At 75.3% G+C, this 24837-nt stretch carries 27 protein-coding genes and 1 pseudogene; 11 read left to right on the forward strand and 17 right to left on the reverse strand.

What is annotated here, in order from left to right:
• Positions 1 to 67 precede the first annotated feature (67 nt).
• Entirely contained in the window at positions 68 to 1345 is a 1278-nt protein-coding gene (tyrS, locus tag B124_RS07105) for a tyrosine--tRNA ligase (protein WP_496502028.1), read from the forward strand.
• A 52-nt stretch (positions 1346 to 1397) separates the two neighbouring features.
• Here tyrS and B124_RS07110 read toward each other — a convergent pair whose 3' ends face one another.
• Positions 1398 to 1679 carry a GlsB/YeaQ/YmgE family stress response membrane protein gene (locus B124_RS07110; protein WP_496501821.1) on the reverse strand — a complete coding sequence of 94 codons (282 nt, stop codon included), beginning with the start codon at positions 1677 to 1679 and terminating at the stop codon, positions 1398 to 1400.
• Between the two features lie 173 nt (positions 1680 to 1852).
• On the opposite strand from B124_RS07110, the gene B124_RS07115 reads away from it, so the two are divergent.
• Both B124_RS07115 and B124_RS07120 read left to right on the forward strand, forming a co-directional pair.
• Complete coding sequence (locus B124_RS07115) at positions 1853 to 2248, forward strand: DUF3099 domain-containing protein (protein WP_496501822.1); 396 nt, start codon at positions 1853 to 1855, stop codon at positions 2246 to 2248.
• Between the two features lie 159 nt (positions 2249 to 2407).
• On the forward strand, positions 2408 to 2722 hold the full coding sequence (locus B124_RS07120; protein WP_496502029.1) for a hypothetical protein: 315 nt from the start codon (positions 2408 to 2410) through the stop codon (positions 2720 to 2722).
• A 59-nt stretch (positions 2723 to 2781) separates the two neighbouring features.
• Here B124_RS07120 and moaA read toward each other — a convergent pair whose 3' ends face one another.
• The gene (gene moaA / locus B124_RS07125; RefSeq protein WP_496501823.1) at positions 2782 to 3771 is read right to left on the reverse strand and encodes a GTP 3',8-cyclase MoaA; all 990 of its coding nucleotides are present in this window, start codon (positions 3769 to 3771) and stop codon (positions 2782 to 2784) included.
• Between the two features lie 269 nt (positions 3772 to 4040).
• Between moaA and B124_RS07130 the strand changes: the two genes are divergently transcribed.
• On the forward strand, positions 4041 to 5564 hold the full coding sequence (locus B124_RS07130; protein ID WP_496501824.1) for a S8 family peptidase: 1524 nt from the start codon (positions 4041 to 4043) through the stop codon (positions 5562 to 5564).
• 54 nt (positions 5565 to 5618) lie between these two features.
• On the opposite strand, the gene B124_RS07135 is transcribed toward B124_RS07130, so the two are convergent.
• The 4 genes and pseudogenes from B124_RS07135 to B124_RS07150 form a co-directional block, all read right to left on the reverse strand.
• On the reverse strand, positions 5619 to 6368 hold the full coding sequence (locus tag B124_RS07135; protein ID WP_496501825.1) for a lysoplasmalogenase: 750 nt from the start codon (positions 6366 to 6368) through the stop codon (positions 5619 to 5621).
• 90 nt (positions 6369 to 6458) lie between these two features.
• A pseudogene (locus B124_RS07140) lies at positions 6459 to 6779 on the reverse strand (sterol desaturase family protein); the annotation flags it as partial.
• A 56-nt stretch (positions 6780 to 6835) separates the two neighbouring features.
• Positions 6836 to 7807: a LysR family transcriptional regulator gene (locus tag B124_RS07145; RefSeq protein ID WP_496501826.1), complete on the reverse strand. Its 972-nt coding sequence runs from the start codon at positions 7805 to 7807 to the stop codon at positions 6836 to 6838.
• A 163-nt stretch (positions 7808 to 7970) separates the two neighbouring features.
• Entirely contained in the window at positions 7971 to 8321 is a 351-nt protein-coding gene (locus B124_RS07150) for a hypothetical protein (protein ID WP_496501827.1), read from the reverse strand.
• Positions 8322 to 8528: 207 nt separating this feature from the next.
• Between B124_RS07150 and B124_RS07155 the strand changes: the two genes are divergently transcribed.
• The 5 genes from B124_RS07155 to B124_RS07175 all read left to right on the forward strand — a co-directional run bounded on the left by B124_RS07155 (position 8529) and on the right by B124_RS07175 (position 13375).
• Positions 8529 to 9764 carry a sensor histidine kinase gene (locus B124_RS07155; RefSeq protein ID WP_496501828.1) on the forward strand — a complete coding sequence of 412 codons (1236 nt, stop codon included), beginning with the start codon at positions 8529 to 8531 and terminating at the stop codon, positions 9762 to 9764.
• Positions 9761 to 10450, forward strand: coding sequence for a response regulator (locus tag B124_RS07160; RefSeq protein WP_496501829.1), 690 nt, complete (start codon positions 9761 to 9763; stop codon positions 10448 to 10450). Before B124_RS07155 ends, B124_RS07160 begins: the two co-directional genes overlap by 4 nt.
• A 67-nt stretch (positions 10451 to 10517) precedes the next feature.
• Positions 10518 to 11738, forward strand: a complete 1221-nt coding sequence (locus B124_RS07165) for a DEDDh family exonuclease (protein ID WP_496501830.1) — start codon at positions 10518 to 10520, stop codon at positions 11736 to 11738.
• Between the two features lie 45 nt (positions 11739 to 11783).
• Positions 11784 to 12614: an SURF1 family cytochrome oxidase biogenesis protein gene (locus tag B124_RS07170; RefSeq protein WP_496501831.1), complete on the forward strand. Its 831-nt coding sequence runs from the start codon at positions 11784 to 11786 to the stop codon at positions 12612 to 12614.
• Positions 12615 to 12619: 5 nt separating this feature from the next.
• The gene (locus B124_RS07175) at positions 12620 to 13375 is read left to right on the forward strand and encodes an SDR family oxidoreductase (RefSeq protein WP_496501832.1); all 756 of its coding nucleotides are present in this window, start codon (positions 12620 to 12622) and stop codon (positions 13373 to 13375) included.
• A gap of 134 nt (positions 13376 to 13509) precedes the next feature.
• Here B124_RS07175 and B124_RS07180 read toward each other — a convergent pair whose 3' ends face one another.
• From B124_RS07180 to B124_RS07200, 5 genes are all read right to left on the reverse strand, one after another.
• Entirely contained in the window at positions 13510 to 14313 is an 804-nt protein-coding gene (locus tag B124_RS07180) for a hypothetical protein (RefSeq protein ID WP_496501833.1), read from the reverse strand.
• 5 nt (positions 14314 to 14318) lie between these two features.
• A complete protein-coding gene (locus B124_RS07185) occupies positions 14319 to 14996 on the reverse strand; it encodes a DUF6286 domain-containing protein (RefSeq protein ID WP_496501834.1) in 678 nt (225 codons plus the stop codon).
• Positions 14993 to 15292, reverse strand: coding sequence for an Asp23/Gls24 family envelope stress response protein (locus B124_RS07190; RefSeq protein ID WP_496502030.1), 300 nt, complete (start codon positions 15290 to 15292; stop codon positions 14993 to 14995). Before B124_RS07190 ends, B124_RS07185 begins: the two co-directional genes overlap by 4 nt.
• Positions 15293 to 15421: 129 nt before the next feature.
• Positions 15422 to 15616: a hypothetical protein gene (locus tag B124_RS07195; RefSeq protein WP_496501835.1), complete on the reverse strand. Its 195-nt coding sequence runs from the start codon at positions 15614 to 15616 to the stop codon at positions 15422 to 15424.
• Between the two features lie 48 nt (positions 15617 to 15664).
• Positions 15665 to 16150 (reverse strand): Asp23/Gls24 family envelope stress response protein, encoded by a 486-nt coding sequence (locus tag B124_RS07200; protein WP_496501836.1) that lies wholly within the window; start codon positions 16148 to 16150, stop codon positions 15665 to 15667.
• Between the two features lie 213 nt (positions 16151 to 16363).
• Here B124_RS07200 and B124_RS07205 point away from each other — a divergent pair, with 213 nt between their 5' ends.
• Positions 16364 to 17413, forward strand: coding sequence for a hypothetical protein (locus B124_RS07205; RefSeq protein ID WP_496501837.1), 1050 nt, complete (start codon positions 16364 to 16366; stop codon positions 17411 to 17413).
• 243 nt (positions 17414 to 17656) lie between these two features.
• Here the strand turns inward: B124_RS07205 and B124_RS07210 are convergent, their stop codons facing one another.
• From B124_RS07210 to abc-f, 3 genes are all read right to left on the reverse strand, one after another.
• On the reverse strand, positions 17657 to 18448 hold the full coding sequence (locus B124_RS07210) for an enoyl-CoA hydratase/isomerase family protein (protein WP_496501838.1): 792 nt from the start codon (positions 18446 to 18448) through the stop codon (positions 17657 to 17659).
• Positions 18449 to 18539: 91 nt separating this feature from the next.
• Positions 18540 to 18758, reverse strand: a complete 219-nt coding sequence (locus B124_RS07215) for a helix-turn-helix domain-containing protein (RefSeq protein WP_026276177.1) — start codon at positions 18756 to 18758, stop codon at positions 18540 to 18542.
• 335 nt (positions 18759 to 19093) lie between these two features.
• Positions 19094 to 20692, reverse strand: coding sequence for a ribosomal protection-like ABC-F family protein (gene abc-f / locus B124_RS07220; RefSeq protein WP_496501839.1), 1599 nt, complete (start codon positions 20690 to 20692; stop codon positions 19094 to 19096).
• Positions 20693 to 20913: 221 nt separating this feature from the next.
• Here abc-f and B124_RS07225 point away from each other — a divergent pair, with 221 nt between their 5' ends.
• Positions 20914 to 21321: a VOC family protein gene (locus tag B124_RS07225; RefSeq protein ID WP_496501840.1), complete on the forward strand. Its 408-nt coding sequence runs from the start codon at positions 20914 to 20916 to the stop codon at positions 21319 to 21321.
• A 16-nt stretch (positions 21322 to 21337) separates the two neighbouring features.
• On the opposite strand, the gene B124_RS07230 is transcribed toward B124_RS07225, so the two are convergent.
• From B124_RS07230 to B124_RS07240, 3 genes are all read right to left on the reverse strand, one after another.
• Positions 21338 to 22639, reverse strand: coding sequence for a hypothetical protein (locus B124_RS07230; RefSeq protein WP_496502031.1), 1302 nt, complete (start codon positions 22637 to 22639; stop codon positions 21338 to 21340).
• A 208-nt stretch (positions 22640 to 22847) separates the two neighbouring features.
• A complete protein-coding gene (locus B124_RS07235; RefSeq protein ID WP_496501841.1) occupies positions 22848 to 23987 on the reverse strand; it encodes an alpha/beta hydrolase family protein in 1140 nt (379 codons plus the stop codon).
• Between the two features lie 92 nt (positions 23988 to 24079).
• Positions 24080 to 24757, reverse strand: a complete 678-nt coding sequence (locus B124_RS07240) for a class II aldolase/adducin family protein (protein WP_496502032.1) — start codon at positions 24755 to 24757, stop codon at positions 24080 to 24082.
• Positions 24758 to 24837: the final 80 nt, after the last annotated feature.

The raw sequence follows: 24837 nt of genomic DNA on the forward strand, positions 1-24837 counted from the left end.
CCGGGAGCAGACCGGGACCGGGCGAGACCTAACCGGGACCGGGCGAGACCTAGGAGATATGAGAGACGTGACGGACATCGTCGACGAGCTGCGGTGGCGCGGGCTGCTGGCCCTGTCCACCGACGAGGACGCCCTGCGCAAGGCGCTCGCGGACGGTCCCGTCACGTTCTATTGCGGCTTCGACCCGACGGCGCCCAGCCTGCACGTCGGCCACCTGGTGCAGGTGCTGACCGTACGCCGGCTCCAGTTGGCCGGGCACCGGCCGCTGGCGCTGGTCGGCGGCGCGACGGGCCAGATCGGCGACCCCAAGCCGGACGCGGAGCGCACGCTCAACGCTCCGGAGGTCGTCGCCGGCTGGGTGGAGCGGGTACGCGCACAGATCGAGCCGCTGCTCGACTTCGGGGGCCCGTACGCCGCCCGGATGGTCAACAACCTGGACTGGACCGCGGGGCTGTCCGCGATCGAGTTCCTGCGCGACGTCGGGCGGCACTTCCGGGTCAACAAGATGATCGCCAAGGAGGCCGTCGCCCGCCGGCTGGAGTCCGAGCACGGCATCAGCTACACCGAGTTCAGCTACCAGATCCTGCAGGGTCTCGACTTCCTGGAGCTGTACCGGCGGCACGGCTGCACGCTGCAGACCGGCGGCAGCGACCAGTGGGGCAACCTGACGGCGGGCACCGACCTGATCCACCGGGTCGAGCCGGAAGCGGTGGTGCACGCGCTGGCGACGCCGCTGATGACGAAGGCCGACGGCACGAAGTTCGGCAAGACGGAGGGCGGCGCGGTCTGGCTCGACCCGGAGCTGACGACGCCGTACGCCTTCTACCAGTTCTGGCTGAATGTCGATGACCGCGACGTCTCCCGCTACCTGCGGATCCTCAGCTTCCGCAGCCGCGAGGAGCTGGTCGAGCTGGAGCGGCAGACCGAGGAGCGCCCGCAGGCGCGGGCCGCGCAGCGGGCGCTGGCGGAGGAGCTGACGACGCTGGTGCACGGCGCGGAGCAGTGCGCCGCGGTGATCGCCGCGTCGCGGGCGCTGTTCGGGCAGGGGGAGCTGGGCGAACTGGACGAGGCGACGCTGCGGGCGGCGCTGGCCGAGGTGCCGCACGCGCGGGTCAGCGAGCTGGGCCCGGTGGTGGAGCTGCTGGCCGAGGTGGGCCTGGCGCCGAGCAGGTCGGCGGCCCGCAGGACGGTCAAGGAGGGCGGGGCGTACGTGAACAACGTGAAGGTCGCGGCGGAGGACGCCGTGCCGGCCCCGGCGGACCTGCTGCACGGGCGCTGGCTGGTGCTGCGCCGCGGCAAGCGCAACTTGGCGGCGATCGAGCTGGCGGCCCCGACGACCGGCTGACAGCACTCGCCCCCCGCGCGCCGGTGCAGGCGGGCGCGGGGGCGGGCTGCCGCTAGCGGGTGCTGCGCTTCCTGGGGCCGCGCATCTCCTCGTACAGCGGGGTGCCCAGGGCCACGAGGGCCACGGCGCCGGCGAGCTGCAGAATGTGCCGGATCCAGTCGATCCCCTTGGTGTCGTCCACGCCGATCCCGGAGGCCACGGCGTTGCCGACGATGGCGCCGACAATGCCGAAGACGGTGGTCAGCCAGAGGGGAATGGCCTGCTTGCCGGGCAGGATGATCCGGGCGATGACGCCCAGGACCAGGCCCACGATGATGGCCCACAGCCAGTTCATGTCGCCTCCTCGTGCGGCGGGATCCGCCCGCGGTGCCAGTTTCTTGCGGCAGCCAGGGCGGTGCATTCCGGCCAGAGCCGTTCGGGTTATGCGGCGGTATGTGCCGCCCCCACCTCGAAGGGAGAGTGTTCCCGGCGTACCTTGGGAACGTACCCAGTGGCAGGGGGTGGAGAGTGAAGCGGAAGCGCCGCGGCGATGCCGACGTGTTCCGGATCACCGGTGCGCGGCAGAGCCTGGACGACGACGTACGCGGCCGGCAGCGGCGGTACGTGATCTCCATGTCGGTCCGGGCGGTCTCGGTGGTGGCTGCCGCGCTGCTCTGGAACGTCGAGCGGCACATCGCGGCCGTCGCGCTCGTCCTCGGCATGTTCATCCCGTACTTCGCTGTGGTCATCGCGAACGCGGGCCGGGAGAACGTCCCTTCACTGCCGTCCGCCTTCGTGGTCAGCCCGCAGCGCACGGTGATCTCCTCGCCGCCGCGCACCGCACGCAGGACCGATGTCCCGGGTGAACCGGCCCCGGCCGGGCGTGAGTCGACGACCGGGGAGAGCACTCCGCCGCCCTTTTGATCACGATCTGCCCAAGCTCAGAAAAACCTCAAATCAAATATGCCGATCCGGTGCCGGGCGACCCTCCTCGCGTGACATACTTCGTACGCGCTCCGCATCCCCCGTCGGAGCGACGGACCGACGCCGGGCAGCTCCCCCCGTGGCTGCCCGGCGTCGCCCCTGTTCAGGGTCGTAGGCTGGGACCTCGTGAACACCGCCGATCCCGCTGTCATCTGCTCCGCCAGGGGCTGCCGTACGCCCGCGGTGTGGGTGCTCGCCTGGAACAACCCGAAGCTGCACACGCCGGAGCGCCGCAAGACGTGGCTCGCGTGCGAGGAGCACCGCGAGTATCTGAGCCGCTTCCTCGGCGTACGCGGCTTCCTCAAGGAGGTCGTCACGCTGGCGGACTGGCAGGAGGCGGAGAAGCGCGCGGAAACGGGCGGCGACTCCGCCGGCTCCGGCGGCGAGAGCGGGCCGGGCCCGGCGCCGGCTTGAGGGTCTGCGGCCTGCGGGACTGAGGGCCTGCGCGCAGGGGGGTCTCCGGCTGCGCCGCGTCAACCGCCGATTGCGGACATCGGCCGGTCCGGCTGGACGAACGACGGGTCGTCCAGGCCCGCGCCCGCCTTCTTGCCCCGCGTCGCCTCCCGCCACAGCCGGGCTATCTCCCCGTCCGGCGCACCGGAGCGCAACGCGCCGCGCAGGTCGGTCTCCTCGCGCGCGAACAGACAGTTGCGCACCTGCCCGTCCGCGGTGAGCCGGGTGCGGTCGCAGGCCCGGCAGAAGGGCCGGGTGACGGTGGCGATGACGCCGACGCGGGCCGGGCCGCCGTCCACGAGCCAGCGCTCGGCGGGCGCGGAGCCGCGCGCCGCATCGCCCTCGGGGGTCAGCGCGAAGCGCGTCCGCAGGGAGGCGAGGATGTCGCCGGCGGTGATCATGCCCTCGCGCTGCCAGCCGTGCTGCGCATCGAGGGGCATCTGCTCGATGAACCGCAGCTCGTACCCCTCGGCGACGGCCCAGGCGAGCAGGTCGGGGGCCTCGTCCTCGTTGAACCCGGGCATCAGCACGCTGTTGACCTTCACGGGCTCCAGACCGGCGGCCCGGGCGGCGGCGAGGCCGCGGAGCACGTCGCCGTGGCGCCTGCGGCGGGTCAGCCGCTGGAACACGTCGGGCCGGAGGGTGTCCAGCGAGACGTTCACCCGGTCCAGGCCGGCGGCCTTGAGCGCGGGTGCCGTACGCTCCAGGCCGATGCCGTTGGTGGTCAGGGAGAGCCTGGGGCGGGGCTCAAGCGCGGCGCAGCGCTCGACGATGCCGGTGAGCCCGGGGCGCAGCAGCGGCTCGCCGCCGGTGAAGCGCACGTCGGTCACCCCGAGTTCGGTGACCGCGAGGCGGACGAGGCGGACGATCTCGTCGTCGGTGAGCAGTTCTGGTCTGCTGAGCCACTGGAGCCCTTCTTCGGGCATGCAGTAGGTGCACCGCAGGTTGCAGCGGTCGGTGAGTGAGACGCGCAGATCGGTCGCGACGCGTCCATAGGTGTCACGCAGCATGGAGAAGGCCCCTCCCACGGCGGTACCCGGCCTCTGGCAGCCTACGTCAGGCCACCGACACTGGACAGTTTGTCGACATTGCGCGAGGAAACGTTCCGTCATACGCGGGTGGCGGCGGGGCCCGAAGCGCCCGGCGTGCTCGACACGAGCAAAGACACTGCACGCTGATGTATTGATGGGCGCGGGTGATCAGCGCTAGTTTCGCTTGCCGTGTACCTGACCGCGGCACCTGTCCGCGGCGGATTCCTGACTGATGATCTGGAGATCCCATGGCTCATCTCCGACCCCGCAACCGGCGCCTGCTGGCGGTGCCCCTCGGGCTGACCCTCGCGGCGGCGCTCGGCCTCGTGCCGGGGACGGCCTCAGCCGCGTCGGCCCCGGAGCCCGGCAGCAGCGCCGGGACCGCGGCCGGCGAGAACCTTTCGTACGTGGTCAACACGAAGACCGACAGCAAGACGATCGCCCGGGTCACGGACGCCATCGCCGACGCGGACGGCTCGGTGGTGGTCACGCACAAGAAGATCGGCGTGTTCGTCGCCCACTCCACCAACCCGGACTTCGCCGCGGAGCTGCGCGACGTGCGCGGCGTGCAGTCCGCGGGTGCGACCCGCACCGCGCCGCTGACGCCGTCGGGGACGCTGGAGACCAGCGCGCCGGAGGTCTACGAGGGCGCCGCCCGGGCCCGTTCGCAGGACGCGGACGTCGAGCCGCTGGAGAACGAGCAGTGGGACCTGCCGGCGATCGGCGCCGACAAGGCGCACCAGGTCTCGACCGGCAGCCGTGACGTGACCGTCGGCGTCATCGACACCGGCGTGGACGACACCCACCCCGACCTCGCGGCCAACTTCTCCGCCGAGCAGTCCGCCAACTGCGTCGGGGGCGTCGCCGACACCACCGAGGGCGCCTGGCGGCCGTACGACCCGGCGGGCGACTACCACGGCACCCACGTCGCGGGCGAGATCGCCGCCGCGCGCAACGGCGTCGGCGTGGCCGGTGTCGCGCCCGGCGTGCAGGTCGCCTCGCTGAAGGTGAGCGAGCCCGACACCGCGCTGTTCTTCGCCGAGGCCGTCGTCTGCGCCTTCGTCTTCGCCGGCGACAACGGCATCGAGATCACCAACAACAGCTACTACGTGGACCCGTGGCTCTACAACTGCCTCGACGACCCCGACCAGCGGGCCATCGTCGACGCGGTCAACCGGGCCTCGCTGTACGCCATGGGCAAGGGCACCCTGCACTTCGCCTCGGCCGGCAACTCCAACGACGACCTGGCCTCCGACGAGCTGACGGATGACTCCAGCCCTGACGACAGCACGCCGGTGGAGCGCACCATCGACCCGTCCGAGTGCTGGGACGTGCCGACGCAACTGCCGGGCATCGTGACCGTCTCGGCGACCGGTGTGAACGACGAAAAGTCGTACTACAGCAGCTACGGGCAGGGCGTCATCGACCTCGCCGCGCCCGGCGGTGACGGCTACCAGATCCCGGAGACGCCGTCGAAGAACGGCCGCATCCTGTCGACGCTGCCGGAGAACGAGTACGGCTGGCTGCAGGGCACGTCGATGGCCAGCCCGCACGCCTCGGGCGTGGCGGCGCTCCTGAAGAGCACGCACCCGGGGCTGTCGCCCTCGGCGCTGCACCGGATGATGAAGGCGCAGGCGGACAACCCGGGCTGCCCGGACTTCTACGACCCGGACGGCAACGGGGTGGAGGACTCCACCTGCACCGAAGGCAAGCACGACAACGGCTTCTACGGGGCCGGGATCGTGGACGCGTACGACGCGGTACAGCAGTGAGGGCCGGCCGGTGACGTAACCCCGCCACCGGCCGCCGGGCCGGGCCGCGGTGCCTCAGGGCGCCGCGGCCGGGCCTTCGCCGTCCGCGGCCAGGTCTGCAACGGCTGCGGCCCGGTCGTCACCGCCTGCCGCGGCGGGTGCACAGCCGCGCAGCACGCCGTCCGCGATGAGGTACTGGGCGCCCACGTAGGTCGCCATCACCCAGAACCCGGCGGCGGGCAACTGCGGCCAGTCGGCGAGGTCGGTGGCGATGAGGGTGTCGGAGAGCAGGAACAGCGCGCCTCCCGCGCCCGCCCGCGGCCCGTACCGGGCGGCCCACAGCGCCATCGCGGCGAGCAGCATGCTGTACCCGGCCACCGGTCCGCGCAGCCCCGCGTCGAGCCCCGGCCACAGCGCGGCGACGGCGGCGCCCCAGGCGGCCACGTACGCGACGACGAGCCGCCGCTCCCGTATCCGGGGCAGCCGGACCGCGCGCCGGAACAGCGTCAGGTAACACACGTGCCCGGCGGCGAACGCCCCCATCCCGGCCAGGAACGGCACGTCCCCGCCCACCTGCAGCAGCACGTCCCCGGCCCATCCGAAGCCCAGCCCGGCGACCAGCGCCCGCGGCGCGCCGCGGGCGGCGGCGTACGCGGCGAGGGCGGGCATGAGCAGCGGCTTGGTCCCGTGTACGAGCCACGCGACACCGGCGAGCTGCCCGGCCAGATGCGCCGCGGTGGCCGCCGCGAACACCCCGGCGGCGGCCCGCGCCACGGCTCGGCGGCTCGCCCAGGGCCGGCTCGTGGGCACGGCGGCCTCGGTCATGGGCTCAGTCTGGCGCACCGGCAGCCGCACGTCTGCGCAGGTGAACCGATCCCGTACGGAGAACCCGGGAGTGCCACGGGCACCGCCCGGTCAGGGAGCGGGCCGGGAAGCCCGGGTGAGCGCGGACGGGGACTGCGCCGGGGGCGGGGCCGGGTCCGGGGGCGGGTGCCAGCCGGGCGGGCGGAAGACGCGGGCCAGGCCCTCGCGCCAGCCGCGGGCCGCGCGTACGTCGCGGGCGATGGCCGCGTACTCGTGGGTGGCGACGCGCAGCGGGTTGTACGTCGTGATGTTGTTCGTCAGCCCGTACCGGCACGCCTCCCCTTCCGGCTCGAAGGAGCCGAAGAGCCGGTCCCAGACGATGAGGACGCCGCCGAAGTTGCGGTCCAGGCAGTTGCCCTGGGAGGCGTGGTTACCGGCCGGTTTGCCCATCGGCCGGCGGGGCGCCGACGGCGGTGGATGGCGGGGGGTCAGGCGGTGCGGGCGGGGGCCGGGGGGCGGCCGGAGCGGGAGGCGGAGGTGCGGCGCGGGCGCAGGGCGCGCGACACCGGGAGCTGGGTGGTGTGGCGGCGGGCGAGGCGGAGGACCGCGCGCAGCGTCGGTTCCGCCTGGCCCGGGTCCCGGCGCCACCGGGCCTCGATCGCCACCGGGCCGGGGCGCGTGGCCAGCGGCAGCTCGACGAGGCCGCCGTCCTCCAGGTCCCGTACGACGGCCAGCCGGGGCAGCAGCGCCAGGCCGCGGCCGTGCGCCGCCAGGCGGCGCAGCGCCGGCAGGGAGCCCACGGCCGTGGCGGCCCGGAGGCGGGCGGGGAGGTCGCGGGCGAGGCGGTCGTACAGCAGGGTCGAGCTGCAGCCCGGCTCCGCGACGAGGAAGTCGGCGGCCAGCACGTCCGCGTCCGTGATCTCCGCCGCACCCGCCAGCGGGTGCGCGGGGCCGGTGACGGCCACGACGTCCTCGTAGCCGACGACGGTGCCGGGGCCCGTGGGGCGGCTGCCGTCGTCGAAGTGGAAGGCGAGGTCCAGTTCGCCGGCGGCCAGTTGCTCCGCCAGCCGCTCGCGGGACCCGGTGACGATGCTGACCTCCGCGTCCGCGTCCGGCCCGCCGGCGCCGTAGCCGAGCGCGGTGACGATGTCCGGCAGCCACGCGCCCGCCAGCGTCTCCGGCGCCCCGATGCGCAGCCGGGGCCGGGAGGCGGCGGCGGCGCTGCGCATGCGTTCGTCGATCTCCAGCGCCTCGCGCGCGTACGGCAGCAGCCGGCGGCCGGCGTCGGTGAGCGAGGCGCCGGTGGAGGTGCGGACGACGACCGTGACGCCGAGTTCCTGTTCCAGGCGGCGCAGTTGGGCACTGAGGCTCGACTGCGCGTAGCCCAGCCGCTCGGCCGCCGCCGATATCCCGCCGGTCTCGGCCACCGTCACGAAAGCGCGCAGATATCGTGAGTCCACCGGGGGATCGTGTCACCGCCCTCTTCGCCCGCGCCAGCATATTTTCTGCATGGACGCGCCACACGATACGTGCCGCGTTCCGCGCCAAGTGTCCAGGGTCGAACGGGAGTTGACGGCCCGGCGCCGGGGGCGCTCCCCCGGTCACCGCCCCCGGCGCGAGCCGTCACGCCGCGGCGTCGAGGCAGAACCCGTCCAGCGCGATCCCCGCCCACGCCAGCTCGATGAGCACGTCCACCGCCCGCTGGCCGTCCGGCACCTCGGCGATCAGCACCGCAGGGTCGGCGCCGTACAGCGGGGGCGTGCCGAGGACGAGCGCGAGCAGCCTGCGGGCCTGGGCGCGGTGTCCGGGCACCGCCAGTCGCAGCCGCAGGGGCCGGGGGCACCCGGCCGCCGCCTCCCACGGCCCGGCGTCCCGCCGTACCGTGTGCCACGCCGCATCCGGTACGGCGTCCCGCGCCGCCATCACCTGCGGGATCCGTACGCGGCGGTCTCCGTCAGCTTCGTAAGGGGACATGCTGGGCCTCCCGTCTGCCGTCCGCGTGCCGGGCGGCTGCCTTCGTGCCCCACGATCCGCCCCGGCCCGCCGCCCGTCATCGTCCGGCGAGCTGTTCCCGCGCTGCCGTCAGGGGCGTACGGGACCGCCGTCTGCAACCTGTGCAGCAGCGCGCGCTGCACCTCCCGGAGGACGTCTGACCGGCGCGGATTGGCTACGGTGCACGGTATGACGGCGGCAACACAGACGGACGCGAACAGCGAGCACACGGTGTTCCGCTACCTCGCGACCGCGATCGAGAACGGGCGGGAGACGGCGCGCGATGCCCGCGCGTACGCCAAGGACGCGGGCTTCGCCGCCGCCGTGGCGGTCAGCTGCGTGAGCATGATGCTGCTGGCGCCGGACGGGCGCACCGGCCTCGACGCGCTCGCCTGGGTGCTCGCCACGGCGGGCGGCGCGGCGCTGCCGGCCCGGCACCGCTTCCCACGCGCGGTGCTGGTGGTCGCGGCGGCGGCCATGCTCGCGTACCAGCTCCGCGGCTACCCGGACGGCAGCCCGGTGCTGCCGCTGCTCGTCGCCGCCTACCACTGCTTCCGCCGCGGGCACCGCGCCTTCTTCGCCGTCACCGCCCTCGCCTCCCTCGTGGTCAGCCTCGGTGCGCTGCCCCTGCTCCCGCTCAGCGAGGACGCGCTGCGCGCGGCGCTGGAGAAACGGTTCCTGGCGTTCGGCTGGGTGGTGGCGGCTGCGCTCGCCGCCGGGATGCGCATCCAGCACGAGGCGATGCTCGCCCAGGCCGAGGAGCGGGCCGCGGAGAACGCGCTGCGCAGCGCCGACGAGGAGCGGCTGCGCATCGCCCGCGAGCTGCACGACACCCTCACGCACAGCATCTCCGTGATCAAGGTGCAGGCCGGGGTCGCCGTGCACCTGTCGAAGAAGCGCGGCGAGGAGCCCCCGCCGGCGCTGCTGGCCATCCAGGAGGCCAGCGGCGACGCCGCGCGGGAGCTGCGCTCCACACTGCACGTCCTGCGCAACGCGGACGGCGCCGAGGGCGTCGGCCTCGAGCGGCTGGCGGAGCTGGTGGAGCGGGCGCGGGGCGCGGGGGTGCCGGTGACGGTGGCCGTCGCGGGCGAGCGGCCGGCGCTGCCGGCGGAGGTGGACCGGGCGGCGTACCGGATCGTGCAGGAGTCGCTGACGAACGCCGCCAGGCACGCGGGTCCTGCGGCGGAGGTGGGCGTGCACGTGTCGTACGCGCCGGACAGGGTCGTCGTCCAGGTCGACGACGACGGCTGCGGCGACCCCGCGGCGCCGCCGGAGGCGGGCATCGGGCTGACGGGGATGCGCGAGCGGGTGGCCGGGCTCGGCGGCGAACTGCACGCCGCACCGCGGCCGGAGGGCGGTTTCCGGGTACGCGCCGAGCTGCCGGTGCCGCGGACCGGTGCGGCTGCCGCGGAGGCGGCCCCGTGATCCGGGTGCTGCTCGTGGACGACCAGGCCCTCATCCGGGGCGGGTTCCGGGCGCTGCTCGACGCCGAGGACGACATCGAGGTGGTCGGCGAGGCCGCCGACGGGGCCGAGGGCGTACGGCTGGCCGCCCGGCACCGGCCGGACGTGGCCCTGGTCGACGTGCAGATGCCGGTGCTCGACGGCATCGAGGCGACCCGCCGGATCGCCGCCGACCCCGACCTGGCCGGCGTGCACGTCGTCATCCTCACCAACTACGGCGTGGACGAGTACGTCTGGGGCGCGCTGCGCGCCGGCGCGGCCGGGTTCCTCGTCAAGGACATGGAGCCGGAGGACCTGCTGCACGGCGTGCGGGTCGCCGCCCGCGGCGACGCGCTGCTCTCCCCCGCGCTGACGCGCAAGCTGATCCAGGAGTACGTGTCCCGCCCCGCCGGCGGCGTGCCCGCCGCGGACGAGGCACTGCGCGAACTCACCCGGCGCGAGCGGGAGGTCGTCACCCTCGTCGGCGGCGGCCTCAGCAACGAGGAGATCGCCGCCCGGCTGCACATCAGCCCGATCACCGCAAAGACTCACGTCAGCCGGTCGATGACGAAGCTCGGCGCCCGCGACCGGGCCCAACTCGTCGTACTCGCCTACGAGACGGGCCTGGTCACCCCGCGCGGCCCGGCGGCCGGGCAGCCCGCCGGCTGACCGGCCGCGCGCCCGGACGGCACCGCGCGCGCGGCGGTGTCGGTGGCAGGCTCTATGCTCTGACTCCATGCTCGAAGACCGCGCGGCGCCCCTGAATCCCCGTCAAGTCGCGCAGCAGCAACCCTTTCCGGGCGCCGATCCGGTCGCGACGCAGCCGGCTCTCCCGCTGCCCGCCCCGGCCGGCTCCGCGGACTCCGCGCGTACGGCAGAAGCGGGATCCACCGGCTCCGGGACCGACGCCGCTGACACGGACACCGCCGGGCGGCACCCCGGCATCCCCGCGCCCGGCGCCCCCGCCGGCCAGTGGCCCGCCGACTACCCGGAGGCGTACGCCGTCGTCGACGTCGAGACCACCGGGCTGCGCTCCGACGACCGCATCGTCTCCGCCGCTGTCTACCGGCTCGACGCCCGCGGCACGGTGGAGGACAGTTGGTACACGCTGGTCAACCCGCAGCGCGACCCCGGCCCGGTGTGGATCCACGGGCTGACCCGCGAGATGCTCGCCGACGCCCCGCTCTTCCCGGAGGTCGCCGAGGAGTTCGCGGCCCGGCTGGAGGGCCGGGTGCTCGTCGCGCACAACGCGGTCTTCGACTGGATGATGATCGCCCGCGAGTACGCCCGCGCCGGCCTCACGGCTCCCGTGCGCCGGCGGCTGTGCACCATCGCGCTCGCCCGCCAACTGCGGCTGCCGCTGCCCAACGCCCGGCTGGCGTCGCTGGCCGCCCACTTCGGCGTCGCCCAGCGCAAGGCCCACGACGCCGAGGACGACGCCCGCGTCCTCGCCGAGATCTTCCGCCCCAGCCTGCGGCAGGCCGCCGAGACCGGTGCCCGGCTGCCGCTGCTGGCCTGCCAGCCGCTGACGGAGTGGTCGGAGCAGGCGCCGGCCGGGGGCCCGGGCGGCTCGGGGGGTCCCGGCGGCACGCGCTCGCCGGGCGGGCACGGCGCGTACCAGTGGCGCACCTGGCGGCCGAACCGGAAGCTGCCGGCGTCCCCCTACCCCAACCCGGGGCGGTACGTGCGCGGCGGCCGGCTCAAGCAGGGCATGCGCGTGGCCTTCTCCGGCGACACGTCGGTCGACCGCAGCCTGCTGGAGGACCGGGCGGTCGAGGCCGGGCTGCATGTCGCGGGCAGCGTCTCGCGGTACACGAGCCTGCTCGTCACCAACGACCCGGGCGCGCCGACGAGCAAGGTCACGCGGGCCGCGGCGCACGGCACCCCGGTGATCGACGAGGCGGCCTTCCTCCACCTCATGCGGGACGTCGAGCCGGCGGACGGCGGGGCGGGCTAGCGGGGTCCCGTCGGGCGGCGGCGGGCCGGGGAGTACGGTCAAGGGGTGTACCGCTTCCTGTTGTCCCGGCAGTGGGTGCTCGTCACCCTGCTGGCCGTTCTGCTCATCCCCGTGATGATCGAGCTCGGCTTCTGGCAGCTCCACCGCCACCAGGACCGGGTCGCACGCAACGACCTCGTCGCCCGGAACCTGGAGGCGAAGCCGGTCCCGGTGGACCGGCTCGCGCGCGAGGGGCGCACGGTCCCGCGCGAGGACACCTGGCGCACGGTCACGGCCACCGGTGCGTACGAGCCGAAGCGGGAGGTCGTCGTACGGCAGCGGCTCGGCGCCGACGACCAGCAGGGCTACTTCGTCGTCACCCCGCTCCGCCTCACCGACGGCTCCGCGGTCCTCGTCAACCGCGGCTGGGTGCCCGCGGGCGCCGATCTCACCACCTTCCCCAAGGTGCCGCCCCCGCCGGCCGGCGAGGTCACCGTCACCGGCCGGCTGCGCCCCGACGAGACGACCGGCAGCGGCATCCGTGACAAGCAGGGCCTGCCGGACCGGCAGGTGATGCTGATCAACAGCGCGGACGAGGCCGCCGACGGCCTGCCGGGGCCGGTGCTCGGCGGGTTCGTCGAGCTGGTCAGCACCGCGCCGCGGCCCGCGGGCAAGCAGCCGGAGCCGGTCGCGGAGCCGGACCACAGCAGCATCGGGGTGAACTTCGCGTACGCGATCCAGTGGTGGATCTTCGCGGCGGCGGTGCCGCTCGGCTGGTGGGTTCTCATACGCCGTGAGCGCCGCGACCGCGAGGCCGCGGCGGCCAAGGCGGCACAGGGAGAGCACGACGACCGTGCCCCATCCCTGGCGCCCGCCGAGCAGATGGCGGCAGACTGACCCCCATGGATCTTGGACTCAACGACCGCGTCTACGTCGTGACCGGAGGCTCGCGCGGCCTCGGTCTCGCCGTCGCCCGGCAACTGCTCGCCGAGGGCGCGAAAGTGGTGCTCAGCGGCCGGGACAAGGACCGCGTGGCGGGCGCCGCCGCCGCGCTCGGCGAGTCGGCCGCCGGTGTCGCCGCCGACAACGCGGACCCGGCGACCCCGGACCGGCTCATCGCCGCCGCCCGGGAGCACTTCGGCCGCTTCGACGGCGTGCTCATCAGCGTCGGCGGCCCGCCGGCGGGCAACGCCACCGCCAACACCGACGCCGAGTGGGAGACGGCGTTCAGCACCGTCTTCCTCGGTGCGCTGCGGATGGCGAGGACGGCCGCGGGCGAGCTGGCGGAGGGCGGCGTCATCGGCTTCGTGCTCTCCGGTTCGGTCCACGAGCCGATTCCCGGGCTCACCATCTCCAACGGGCTGCGCCCGGGGCTCGCCGGGTACGCCAAGTCGCTCGCCGACGACCTCGGGCCCCGCGGCGTGCGCGTCGTCGGGCTGCTGCCGGCGCGGATCGACACCGACCGGGCCCGCGAGCTGGACGCGCTGTCCGGCGACGCGGCTGCGGCGCGGGCCCGGACGGAGGCGAAGATTCCGCTGGGCCGCTACGGCACCCCGGAGGAGTTCGGCCGGACGGCGGCGTTCCTGCTGTCGCCCGCGGCCTCGTACCTGACCGGGATCATGCTGCCGATCGACGGCGGCATGCGGCGGAGCATCTAGCGGGACGAGCGGCGGGCGGTCCCGGCCGGTCGCGCGTGCGCCGTACGGGCCGTGCCGGCGGCCCGGGCCGTACGCGCGCGCGATCCGCGTACGCCCCCGGCCGGGGTGCTACGGGCCCGTGCCCGCCCGCACCGTCACGAGACGCGCTCCGGGCGGTGCTTGGCCGAGCGGAACCGGATCTCCGCGGGCAGCCGCGCCAGGCCCACCGACGCGCGCGCCGGGGCGAGGGCCCGCTCCTCGATGTGGTCCACCGCCGCCGCGGGATGCGCGCCGGGGCCCAGCAGCACCCCGAAGCTGGCGCGCGGCGCCGTGCGCCGGCCGGTGAGGGTCACCCGGGCCCGTTCCACGCCCTGAAGCGCACGGGTCTCCTCCGCCAGCACCTCCTCCAGCGCGGACCCGCGCAGCAGGGCCAGCGGGGCGGCCGGCAGCGTCAGCGTGGCGGGGCCCTCGGGCTCCGTACCGCCGGAGTCCGGGTCCGTGGCGGAGGCCCAGTCCCCGGCGCCGGACGCGCTCGGCGCGCCCGTGCTGCTGGTGCTGAGGGTGCCGCCGGTGCCGCCCGTGCCGCCCGTGCCCCCCGTGCCCCCCGTGCCGAGGGTGCCGAGGGTGCCGCCCGAGTCGCCCGTGTCGAGGGTGCCGCCCGAGTCGCCCGTGTCGACGACGACCTCGCCGAGCCGGGCCCGGCGCAACTGCGCCGTCAGCCACCAGCCGCAGCAGAGTACGAGCAGCGAAAGCCCGCCTACCACCGTCGGCCACCACCAGCCGTGGTCCCGCCACCGCAGCCGCGTACCGCGACTCAGCAGCACGTCGTCGGGGCCGTCGGCGTACGGGGCGAAGCCGGGGCGCGGCACGTCGAGGCCGGCGAGGAGCACGGCGATCCCGGCGCCGGCGACCGCGAGGCCGGCGAGGGCGAGCAGGACCCGGTTGACCACGCGCAGCATCGCACTCACCCCTTCGCCGGCGGCCGGCGTACGTGGACGGACAGCTCGGGCCTGCGGGCAAGGCCGAGTTCGCGGATGCCGTCCCCGAGGACGGCGGCGAGGTCGGCGCGTACGTCGTCCAGCTCGCGGAAGTGCGACTCGGCGCGGGCGCTGACGCGGCGGCGGCCCACCGTGACCCGTACCGACCGCACGCCCGAGATCTGCATCGCCCGGTCGCGCAGGACGACGGACGCCGCCCGCCGGTCGAGCCCGGCCCGCAGGTCCGGCGAGGTGTGCCGCATCAGCAGCACGGCGCGCAGCCCCGGCGTGACGGCCAGCAGCACCAGCCAGGCGCCGAGCAGCACGGCCAGGCCGGCGGCGGTGAGCACCCAGGGGTCGTCGAGCGGGCGGGCGGCCAGCTCGTCGGCGAATCGGCGGCGCCAGCGCATCGCGGGGCGTTCCGCGCGTACGGCGACGATGTCGTAGAGCAGCAGTCCGAGGCCCGCGGTGGCCGCGGCGGCGGTGAGCGCGGCGGGCACGCGGCGCACGGACCAGAAGCGGGCCGCCGCCGCGTCGGCGATCCCGCCGCCGGGGCCGGCCGCGTATCCGGAGGCGGACGTGCTCTGCCGCCACTCGTCCGGCTCGGTGCCCGTGGCGCCGGGCGCGCCGCCGGCCGGCCATGACTTCGTCTTCCCGGCGCTCATCGCACCCTCCCCCGCGGCACGTTCGGCCGCTCCGTGGCGTGCAGCCGCTCGACGTCCACGGCCACCTCCGGCACTTCGAGCCCGACCAGAGCCCTTACCCGCTCGGTGACGGCCCGACTCACGGCGCAGCACTGGGCGCCGAGGTCGGACGGGAAGCCGAGGTGGACGCCGACGCGGACGCGGGCGGTGTCACCGCGTACGACGACGGCGGCGTGCGCGGCGTCGGTGCCGGGCGCGCCGAGGAGCGCCTCGCGGGCCGCCTGGGAGGCGATCTTCGCGATGACGCGGTCCTCGATCCGGGTGGCGCCCCGCTCCCCCGCCGGGACGGCGGGCTCGCCGGACGGCGCGTCCCCGGCCCGTACCGCCTGCTCTGCGTGCTGCTCTGCGTGCTCGTCTGCCCCGTCGCTCACCGCGGACGTCACCGGTCACCGCCCCCGGTCGTCGCGCTCGCCCGGCCTGCGGAAGAAGTCGCCCGGCTCCAGGTCGCCGTCCAGCACCCGGCCGACGACGAAGCCGATCCCACCGAGCGCCGCCACCAGCAGGAAGGCGCCGAACCCGCCGAAGTAGCCGGCGAAGCCGAGCGCCATACCGGCCATCAGGCCGACCACTGCCATGCTCATCGCACGCACCTTCCCCACGCTCCCCGAGGCGGGTCCTCCGCCCCGCCGTCACTGCAGCCGCGGCTGCTCGGCCCCCTCGTCCTCGTCGTCGGGCAGCTTCACGTCCGTCACCGCGATGTTGACCTCGACCACTTCGAGGCCGGTCATCCGCTCGACGGCAGAAATGACATTCTCCCGTACGGCGCGGGCGAGTTCGGTGATGGAGACCCCGTAGTCGACGACGATCTCCAGGTCGAGGGCCGTCTGCACCTCGCCGACCTCGGCGCGCACCCCGGCCACGGACCGGGCGGAGCCGGGCGCGCGGTCCCGTACGACACCCGTGGTACGGGCGAGGCCGCTGCCCATGGCATGCACGCCGACGACGTCGCGCGCGGCGAGGCCCGCGATCTTCTCGACCACGCCGTCGGCGATGGTCGTCCGCCCCCGCGTCGCCGGATCGCCGGTGCCGCGCCGGGTGCCCACCACCTTCGGCGGGGCCGCTGCCGACTCCCGCGCGACCTCCCTGACCGTCGACTCGCTGCTCACCGTCTCCACCCTTTCTGACGAACGTGGCGTGCGCTCGTGTCGCCCCCCACTATCCGTCCCCTGCCCGGGGCGGGCCAGGGGAATGCGACAGCCGGCTCACCGGGGACGGGCGATCGGGTGGCCGACGGCGCGGCTCCCCTGCCCGGGGCGGGCCAGAGGAACGCGACAGCCGGCTCACCGGCAACGGGCGGCCGGCGGCGCGGGTGGGGGAGGATGAGGCGCATGACGGCGGGGAACTGGGAGCGGGCGGTGCGCGAGCAGGTGGGCCTGGGCCGGCTGCTGCCCCTGGGCGGTGCCGCGGACGGCACGTGGATCGCGGAGCGCGCGGCGGCGGGGGTGCTGCGGCACGCGGCGGCGGAGGTGCGCGGAGCCCGGGTGACGGGGCTGCGGGTGGGGCCGGCGGAGGACGTGACGGGCGCGGTGGGCGCCGGGGGCGCCGGGGGCGCCGGGGGCGGGGCGGGGCCGGGGAGCGGCGGGGCCGACGCGGGGTCCGCGGGCGGCGTAGTCGACGTAGACGGCACGGACCACGCAGGCAGCGCGGGCAACGCAGACGACGCACACGATGGGGTCAGCCCGGTGCCGGCAGGCGGCGAGGAGCGCGGGACCGCGGCGGGCCCCGAGCCCCGTGCGGGGACGGAGGCGCGGCACCCCGGCGAGGAGGGCGGGGAAGACGCCGGGGACGCGGCGGGCCCGGGGCCCCGCGCGGGGGCGGAGGTGCGGCATCCCGGCGAGCGGGGCGGGGAGGGGGCCGGGGCGGCGGTGGGGCCGCCGCCCGCGAGTGCGCTGCCGTACGGGGAACTGCGGATCTCGGCGGAGTGCGACGCGGCTGCGGACCGGCCGATGACCGCCACCGCGCAGGCGCTGCGCGAGGCGCTGCTGCGGGGCGCGGACGAGCGCCTGGGGCTGCGCGTGGCGGCGGTGGACGTCCACGTGACCGGCCTCCTGGAACCCCCGCAGACCGCCGCACAGGCCGCCCCCTCGGCCCCGGGCGTTCACGCCGGTGCGCCCGGCTCCGGTCAACCGCCCCCGGCCCGGCCCGGCGTCGCTTCCGCCGACGCTCCCGGCGAGGCTGCCGCGGTGCGGCCGGCCCGCCCCGACCGCACCGCGCCACCCGTGCCCGGGCTGCTCGGGTTCGACGTCCTGAGGGACGGCGGCCACGCCGAGGTGCGCGTGGTCACCGACTCCGCGCACCGCGCGCTGGACGTCGCACTCGCCGTACGCGCCCACGTCCCCGCCGCGACGGTCACCGTCCTCATCACCGGCATCCGCTGACCGGGCCGGTGCCCCGCCCGCCACGCCAGCGGTCACGCCACCAGCTCACCCCGCAGCCGTGGCCGCGCGCCGCCCGGGCTGTCCGGCTTCGACGTCCGGGGAACGGCGGCCACGCCGGAGCACGCGTCGTCATCTGCTCCGCCCGCCGCTCGGACGACGTCGTGCTCGACGTACCCGCGGGCCGCCGTGTCGCCGCTTCACCCGGCCCCGGCCCCGGCCCCAGCCCCCGCGCCCGCGGCCCCGCTACTCCCCCGTCCCCGCCAGGTCCCGCAGCCTGCGGGCCTGCGCCGCGCGTTCGGCCGTGCGCTGTTCGTCGTACGTCCGGGCCGCGGCCCCCCGCAGCAGCGCCTTCGTCTCGATCACCGCGTCGCGCGGCGCCGCCAGCAGCGCCGCCGCCAGGTCGGCCGTGGCGGAGTCCAGCTCCGCCCCCGGGACGACGAGGTTCGCCAGGCCCACCCGCTCGGCCTCCTCCGCGTGCACGAAGCGTCCCGTGACACACATCTCCAACGCCCTTGCATATCCGACGAGTTGCACCAGCGGGCTGGTCCCGGTGAGATCGGGCACCAGCCCGAGCGACGTCTCCCGCATGGCGAACTGCGCGTCGTCCGCGCACACCCTCAGGTCGCACGCGAGGGCGAGCTGAAAACCCGCGCCAATCGCATGTCCCTGCACCGCCGCGAGGGAAACGATGTCATTCCGCCGCCACCAGGTGAACGCCTCCTGGTATTCGGCGATGACGGCGTCGAGGTCGCCGTCGGAATAGCGGGCGAGGTCAAGGAATGACGGCTCGTCCGCAAAGCCTTCGGGGGTGAATGCCTGCCGGTCGAGTCCGGCGGAGAAGGATTTGCCCTCGGCGCGCAGCACCACCACGCGGACGCTGCCGGGGAGTTCACGTCCCGCGGCGGCGAGCGCCCGCCACATGGCGGGCGACTGCGCGTTGCGCCGGGCGGGGTGGTCGAGGGTCACCGTGGCCAGCGTGCCGTCCTCGCCGTCCAGGGCGAGCCGTACGCCGTCTCTGTGCAGCAGCTCTGTCATATACCGAACAGTAACCACCCGGCCGGTCCTGTGGACCGGCCGGGGGCCTGTGCGGGGCCCGGCCACCGCTCAGAGTGACCGCGGCGGTCCGTCAGGACGACGCTTTCTTGCCTCGCGTCGCGCCGCCGCGACCGCGCAGGGTCACGCCGGATTCGCTGAGCATCCGGTGCACGAATCCATAGGAGCGGCCGGTTTCTTCGGCCAGCGCCCGGATACTCGCTCCGGAGTCGTACTTCTTCTTCAGGTCAGCCGCGAGCTTTTCGCGCGCGGCGCCGGTAACCCGGCTGCCCTTCTTCAGAGTCTCGGCCACCCGTGCCTCCTCGTACGGAAGTGCGCTCTGGACTCTCATGATCACCCCTTTATGGCTTCCTGGCCACCCGTTCGGCAAGGTCCGCGGCATGAGGTTTTCTCCCCAGTTCCCCACGGAGACCGCCGGAATCCAACATTCCGAGCTTGCCCGCGGACCGGCCGGGAGTGCGGCACAGAGGAATGAAGCAGGTCAGGGGGCGGTGCCGGGGCGAGGCGGCGACGGCGGCGCGCGTAGCCGCCGCCGCACGCCCGGTGACCAGGCGCCACGCCGTGGTACGAGCACCACTCACTCAGATGATGGATCACCCATGAGCCGAATGATCCAGACGGGGGTGATCAAGCAAGCGCTACCAGGTCTGCGTAGTCCGCGTTCCACAGGTCCTCGACGCCGTCCGGCAGCAGGATGATCCGCTCCGGCTCCAGCGCGTCCACGGCCCCCTCGTCGTGCGTGACGAGGACGACGGCGCCGGTGAAGGTGCGCAGCGCGCCGAGGATCTCCGCGCGGCTGGCCGGGTCGAGGTTGTTGGTCGGCTCGTCGAGCAGCAGCACGTTGGCGGAGGAGACGACGAGGGTGGCCAGCGCGAGCCGGGTCTTCTCGCCGCCGGAGAGCACGCGGGCGGGCTTCTCGACGTCGTCGCCGGAGAAGAGGAACGAGCCGAGCACCTTGCGCATCTCGACGGCGTCCATGTCGGGTGCGGCCGAGGCCATGTTCTCCAGCACCGAGCGGTCCGGGTCGAGGGTCTCGTGCTCCTGGGCGTAGTAGCCGAGCTTGAGGCCGTGGCCGGGGGTGACCTGGCCGGTGTCGGGCTTCTCGACGCCGGCCAGCAGCCGCAGCAGGGTCGTCTTCCCGGCGCCGTTGAGGCCGAGGATGACGACGCGGGAGCCCTTGTCGACGGCGAGGTCGACGTCGGTGAAGACCTCCAGCGAGCCGTACGACTTGGACAGCCCCTCGGCCGTCAGCGGGGTCTTGCCGCACGGGGCCGGGTCGGGGAACCGCAGCCGGGCGACCTTGTCGGCCTGGCGCTGCTCGTCGAGCCCGGCGAGCAGCCGCTCGGCGCGGCGGGCCATGTTCTGCGCGGCGGTGGCCTTGGTCGCCTTGGCGCGCATCTTGTCGGCCTGGGAGTTGAGCGCGGCGGCCTTCTTCTCGGCGTTGGCGCGCTCGCGGCGGCGGCGCTTCTCGTCCGCCTCGCGCTGCTGGAGGTAGAGCTTCCAGCCCATGTTGTACGCGTCGATGCGGGCGCGGTTGGCGTCGAGGTTGAAGACCTTGTTGACGACGGTCTCGATGAGCTGCTCGTCGTGGGAGATGACGATGAAGCCGCCGTGGTAGGTCCGCAGGTAGTCCCGCAGCCAGCTGACGGAGTCGGCGTCGAGATGGTTCGTCGGCTCGTCGAGCAGCAGGATCTCGGAGTCGGAGAAGAGGATCCTGGCCAGCTCCACGCGGCGGCGCTGGCCGCCGGAGAGGGTGTGCAGCGGCTGGCCGAGCACCCGGTCGGGCAGCCCGAGGCTGGCGGCGATGGTGGCGGCCTCGGCCTCGGCCGCGTACCCGCCCTTCGTCAGGAACTCGGTCTCCATGCGCTCGTAGCGCCGCATGGCCTTCTCGCGGGTGGCGCCCTTGCCGTTCGCCATCCGGTCCTCGTCCTCGCGCATCTTGCGGAGGACGGCGTCCAGCCCGCGGGCGGCCAGGATGCGGTCGCGGGCGAGCACGTCGAGGTCGCCGGTGCGCGGGTCCTGCGGCAGGTAGCCGACGGTGCTGCCGCGGGTGACGGTCCCGGCGGCGGGCTGGCCCTCGCCGGCCAGGACCTTGGTGAGGGTGGTCTTGCCGGCGCCGTTGCGCCCGACGAGACCGATGCGGTCGCCCTTGGCGACGCGGAAGGTGGCGGATTCGAGCAGGACGCGGGCGCCGGCGCGCAGCTCCAGGCCGGTGGCGGTGATCACGGAAGTTCTCCAGGGCAGGGCGGAAGACGGCAAGGACGGGACGGAAGCGGGCGACGCCGTCTAATGCACGTGGAGAGTGGCCATGCGGCCAGTGTATCGGGGGGCCGCAACCCATTTAGCTCGCCGGCGGGCGGCCGCCCGGCGGCGGGGCGCGGCCGGGCTGCCGGTGTCCGTGGCCGGTGCCACACTGCCCGTACAGCCACCGAGAGGACGTGATCCGCATGCCCGGCAGCGACAACGCCCCGACCGTCTGCCCCACCCTGCTGTACCGCGACGCCAAGGCAGCGGTCCGGCTGCTGACCGAGGGGCTGGGCTTCCGCGAGGTCGCGGTGTACGAGGGCGAGGACGGCACGGTGGCGCACGCGGAGCTGGCGCAGGGCAACGGTCTTGTGATGCTGGGCTCGAAGGGCACGGGCAGCCAGTTCGACAAGGCGGTGGGCGCCGGCGGCCCGAGCGGGGTGTACGTGGTCGTGGACGACGTGGACGCGCACCACCGGCGGGCCGTGGCGCACGGCGTGGAGATCGTGACGCCGCCGACCGACCAGGACTACGGGGCGCGGGACTACATGGCGCGCGACCACGAGGGCAACGTCTGGAGCTTCGGCACGTACGCCCCCATCCCCGGCTGACCCGCGCCCGCCCCGCTCACGCCCCGCCGGTGTGCACCCGGAAGGCCGCCCGGCGCACCGCCTTGGCCACCGCCGGGTCGGGGTGCGCGGCGGCCAGCGCCACCAGCACCTGGACCGTACGGGGATGTCCCGCACCCCCCACCTCGGCCAGCAGCGCGGGCACGCTGCCCTGGACCGCGGACTCCAGATGCCGTACCAGCAGGCTCCCCTCGCCGTGGTCGGCGACCGCGGCGGCGGTGTCGACCCACAGCCAGGTCGCCTCCTGACGGCTCAGCGCGCCCAGCGCGTCGTCCGCGTCGCCGCCCTCCTGCTCCGCCAGCCACAGCAGCGCGTACGGCCGCAGCATCGGCTCGTCGCACGCCTCGCGCACCGCGCTCTCCGCCGCCGCGCCCACCGCGCGCAGCGCCTCGAACGCCAGCCCGCGCAGCAGCGCGTCGTCGCCCCGCGCCACCTCAAGCAGCTCCGCGACCGCGCTGCCCGAGGGCCGTGCGGCCAGCCACGCGCGGTACTCGGCGCGCGCCGGCCCCGGGGTCAGCCCCGCGCAACTGCGGAGCATCGCCTCCGCGGGCTTCTCGATGTGCCCCTCGGGGCCCTGCGCGGCGATGCAGATCTGCTCGATCTTCATCCACACGGCCCAGTGGCCCAGCGGCGTCAGCGCCACCTCGGCGCCCTCGCGGGTCAGCGCCCCCACGGAGGCGAACGCCTCCAGCGCCCAGTCCAGCAGCCCGGCCAGCAGCCCCGGCAGCTCCTCGTCCGGCACCTCCGCCGCCGGCTCGGCGGCCCGGCCCGGCACGGGGGTGCCCTCGCTGCCGTACGCCACCTCGCAGCGCTCGGTGCGCAGCTCCTCGACGCGCTGGCCCAGGAGGTCGAGCAGCACGGGCACGCGGACGGCGCCGCCGGTGAGGTGGAGCAGGGCGAGCATCTGCGGCATGGCCTCGATCGCGTCGCCGAGGGCGACGGAGTCGTGGGCCAGCGGCTCGGGCGCGGGGTGGGCCAGCGACCAGGCGTCGAAGAGCGCGACCCAGCCGCGGAGCACGGCGCGCTCGTCGCGGTCCCAGGCGCGCAGCCGCCAGGCGGGGCGGGCGTACGCGCCCTGCACCTCGACCAGGCCCGCGAGCCGGGCCCGGTCCCACTCGGCCTGCGGCGCCTCGGTCCAGGGCCGTGGCCGCCCCTCGGCCCACCTGGCGACCCGCACCGCCTCGGCGAGCAGGGCGCGGGCGTGGCCGGCGAGCACCCGGGGCGCGGCGATGCCCTCCGGGGGCCGCGGCGCAGGCCGGAGGGCCCGGTCGAGGCCGGCCCTGCGGGCGGCGGCGGCCATCTCGCGGCGGGGCTGCCTGGGGACGAGGCGGAGCGGCGGGTGGTGCGAACGGTGCGCCATCACGCACCAAGTCTCGCGGGTGGGGCGGCGAAAGCCCAATCCGGGGTTGGCGAGGGCCGTCCGGGGTCCCGGCGGCGGGCCCCGGACCAGCCCGTGCCGCGGCCCGTGAGCCGGCCCGTGGCCGGCCCTGCGCCCGCCCTGCGCCCGGTCAGAGCAGCGGGGTCAGAAAGCGGCGCAGGGTCTCCTCGTACGCGTGCGGGGTGGCGTTCCACAGCGCCGCGTGCCGGCCGCCGGGAACCTCGCGCAGCAGCAGCCGGTCGCCGCCGCGGGCCGCGAACGCCCGCGCCGTGGCGAGCGGGGCGACGTCGTCGGCCTGGCCCTGCAGCACCAGCGTCGGCGCCGCGGGCACGGCGAGGGGGGCGTCCAACTGCCCGCACTCCTCGGCCGCCAGCACCGCGAGCCCCCGCAGCGACGGCGGCAGGGCGAGCCGCCCGGGGGCGCCGGAGCGGCCGGCCAGGGCCCGTACCGCGGCGCGCCAGTCGAGCACCGGCGAGTCCAGCACCAGCCCCGCGATGCCGTCGGCCGCCGCGGACTCCGCGGCCGTGCGCAGCGCCATGGTGGCGCCGGCGGACCAGCCGTAGAACACCACGCGCCGCGCGCCGTTGCGCAGCGCCCAGCCGAGGGCCGCGTCGAGGTCGGGCCACTCGCCGTGGCCGAGCGCGCCCCGGCCGCCCGGGGGCGGCGGGGCGTCGATGTCGCCGCGGTAGGCGGGGGCGAGGACCGGCAGCTCCAGTCCGTGCAGCAACGGCAGGGCGGTCAGGGCCTGTTCGCGGGTGTCGCCGAGGCCGTGGACGGCGATGACCCAGGTACCGCGGGCGCCCGGCACGTACCACGCGGGCAGCGGCCCCAGCGGGCCGTCGACGCTGACGTCCTCGTAGGCGATGCCGAGCGCGGAGCGCGGCGTGCCCGTGTACACCTTCGAGGTCAGCCGCACCCGCGTGCCCGCGTCGAGGCTGCCGTACGAGACGCGCTCCAGGCTGCGCACGACCCGGCCGCCGGGCGAGGGCCCGGCGCGCAGCACCGGGCCGACGACGGCGTGCACGCGGTCGCCCGTCAGGCCGTAGGTCTCGGGGAGCAGGGCGGGCGCCGCGCCGGGCGCGAGGACGACCTGCCCGTCGGCCGCGGCGACCACCCGCAGCCGGGTGCCGTCGAAGCCGACGGGGCCCGCGGGGGCGGGCCGCAGGGCGGCGCGCGCGCCGTACCGCCCGGCGGCCACGGCGGCGGCTCCGGCGCCGAGTCCGGCGGCGAGGAGGCTGGTCAGGGCCGCTGCGGCCGGTTTGATGCGCATCCTGGCCATTGTCCGCGTACGCCCTGGCCGCTGCCAGTGCGCGGACCCGCCCGGGTCAGGCCCCCGGGCCCGGCCGGGTCCGGCGCGGGGGCTCACGGCTGCCCGTAGCCCTTCAGCTTCTCGGCCACCTCCCCGAGCTGGTCCGCCGACAGCAGGGACGGGCTCAGCCCCGGTACCGAACTCGCCGCCAGCCACACCCGGCACATCCACTCGAGCTGCGCGGTCCTGTCGTACGCCTGCGCCAGGCCGGCGCCGCAGGCGACGGTGCCGTGGTTCTGCAGCAGGCACGCCGACCGCCCGGCCAGTGCCCGCAGCATGCCCTCGGCCAGCTCCCGGGTGCCGTACAGCGCGTACGGGGCGACGCGCACCGGGCCGCCGAGGTCCGCGGTCGCGTAGTGGATGACGGGCAGCTCGGACACGAGCGTGGAGACGGCCGTCGCGTGCACGGCGTGGGTGTGCACCACGGCGCGCGCGTCGGTGTTCCCGTAGACCGCGAGGTGCATGGGCAGTTCACTCGTCGGCCTGAGGGTGCCGTGCGTCTGCCGGCCCCTCATGTCGACCGCGACGAGGTCGTCGTCCCCCAATTCCTCGTAGGGAACGCCGGTCGGGGTGATGAGCACATGGTCGCCCACTCGCACCGAGACATTGCCCGAGGTACCGACGACCAGCCCTTCGGCGTACATCCGCCGGGCCGTCCTCATCAGCTCACGCCACTCGTGACGCACCAGTATCCTCCCTATGACCTGCACATGAAACGGCCGCGGCGACATTGCGACACCCATTCGCCCCCGTCACCGTCACGTCCGGTCCAGTTCACCTTGTGTTCACTCGAAGTACCTACGTTCCTCAC

Source organism: Streptomyces sp. CNP082 (assembly GCF_059570535.1).

Coding starts and splice junctions, on each gene's coding strand:
- B124_RS07235 (WP_496501841.1), bottom strand. CDS start 23,987: ATGCGCATCAAACCGGCCGCAGCGGCCCTGACCAGCCTCCTCGCCGCC.
- B124_RS07195 (WP_496501835.1), bottom strand. CDS start 15,616: ATGAGCATGGCAGTGGTCGGCCTGATGGCCGGTATGGCGCTCGGCTTC.
- B124_RS07180 (WP_496501833.1), bottom strand. CDS start 14,313: ATGCTGCGCGTGGTCAACCGGGTCCTGCTCGCCCTCGCCGGCCTCGCG.
- B124_RS07175 (WP_496501832.1), top strand. CDS start 12,620: ATGGATCTTGGACTCAACGACCGCGTCTACGTCGTGACCGGAGGCTCG.
- B124_RS07110 (WP_496501821.1), bottom strand. CDS start 1,679: ATGAACTGGCTGTGGGCCATCATCGTGGGCCTGGTCCTGGGCGTCATC.
- moaA (WP_496501823.1), bottom strand. CDS start 3,771: ATGCTGCGTGACACCTATGGACGCGTCGCGACCGATCTGCGCGTCTCA.
- B124_RS07135 (WP_496501825.1), bottom strand. CDS start 6,368: ATGACCGAGGCCGCCGTGCCCACGAGCCGGCCCTGGGCGAGCCGCCGA.
- B124_RS07210 (WP_496501838.1), bottom strand. CDS start 18,448: ATGACAGAGCTGCTGCACAGAGACGGCGTACGGCTCGCCCTGGACGGC.
- B124_RS07165 (WP_496501830.1), top strand. CDS start 10,518: ATGCTCGAAGACCGCGCGGCGCCCCTGAATCCCCGTCAAGTCGCGCAG.
- B124_RS07225 (WP_496501840.1), top strand. CDS start 20,914: ATGCCCGGCAGCGACAACGCCCCGACCGTCTGCCCCACCCTGCTGTAC.
- B124_RS07155 (WP_496501828.1), top strand. CDS start 8,529: ATGACGGCGGCAACACAGACGGACGCGAACAGCGAGCACACGGTGTTC.
- B124_RS07205 (WP_496501837.1), top strand. CDS start 16,364: ATGACGGCGGGGAACTGGGAGCGGGCGGTGCGCGAGCAGGTGGGCCTG.
- B124_RS07185 (WP_496501834.1), bottom strand. CDS start 14,996: ATGAGCGCCGGGAAGACGAAGTCATGGCCGGCCGGCGGCGCGCCCGGC.
- B124_RS07240 (WP_496502032.1), bottom strand. CDS start 24,757: ATGTCGCCGCGGCCGTTTCATGTGCAGGTCATAGGGAGGATACTGGTG.
- B124_RS07230 (WP_496502031.1), bottom strand. CDS start 22,639: ATGGCCGCCGCCGCCCGCAGGGCCGGCCTCGACCGGGCCCTCCGGCCT.
- B124_RS07130 (WP_496501824.1), top strand. CDS start 4,041: ATGGCTCATCTCCGACCCCGCAACCGGCGCCTGCTGGCGGTGCCCCTC.
- B124_RS07150 (WP_496501827.1), bottom strand. CDS start 8,321: ATGTCCCCTTACGAAGCTGACGGAGACCGCCGCGTACGGATCCCGCAG.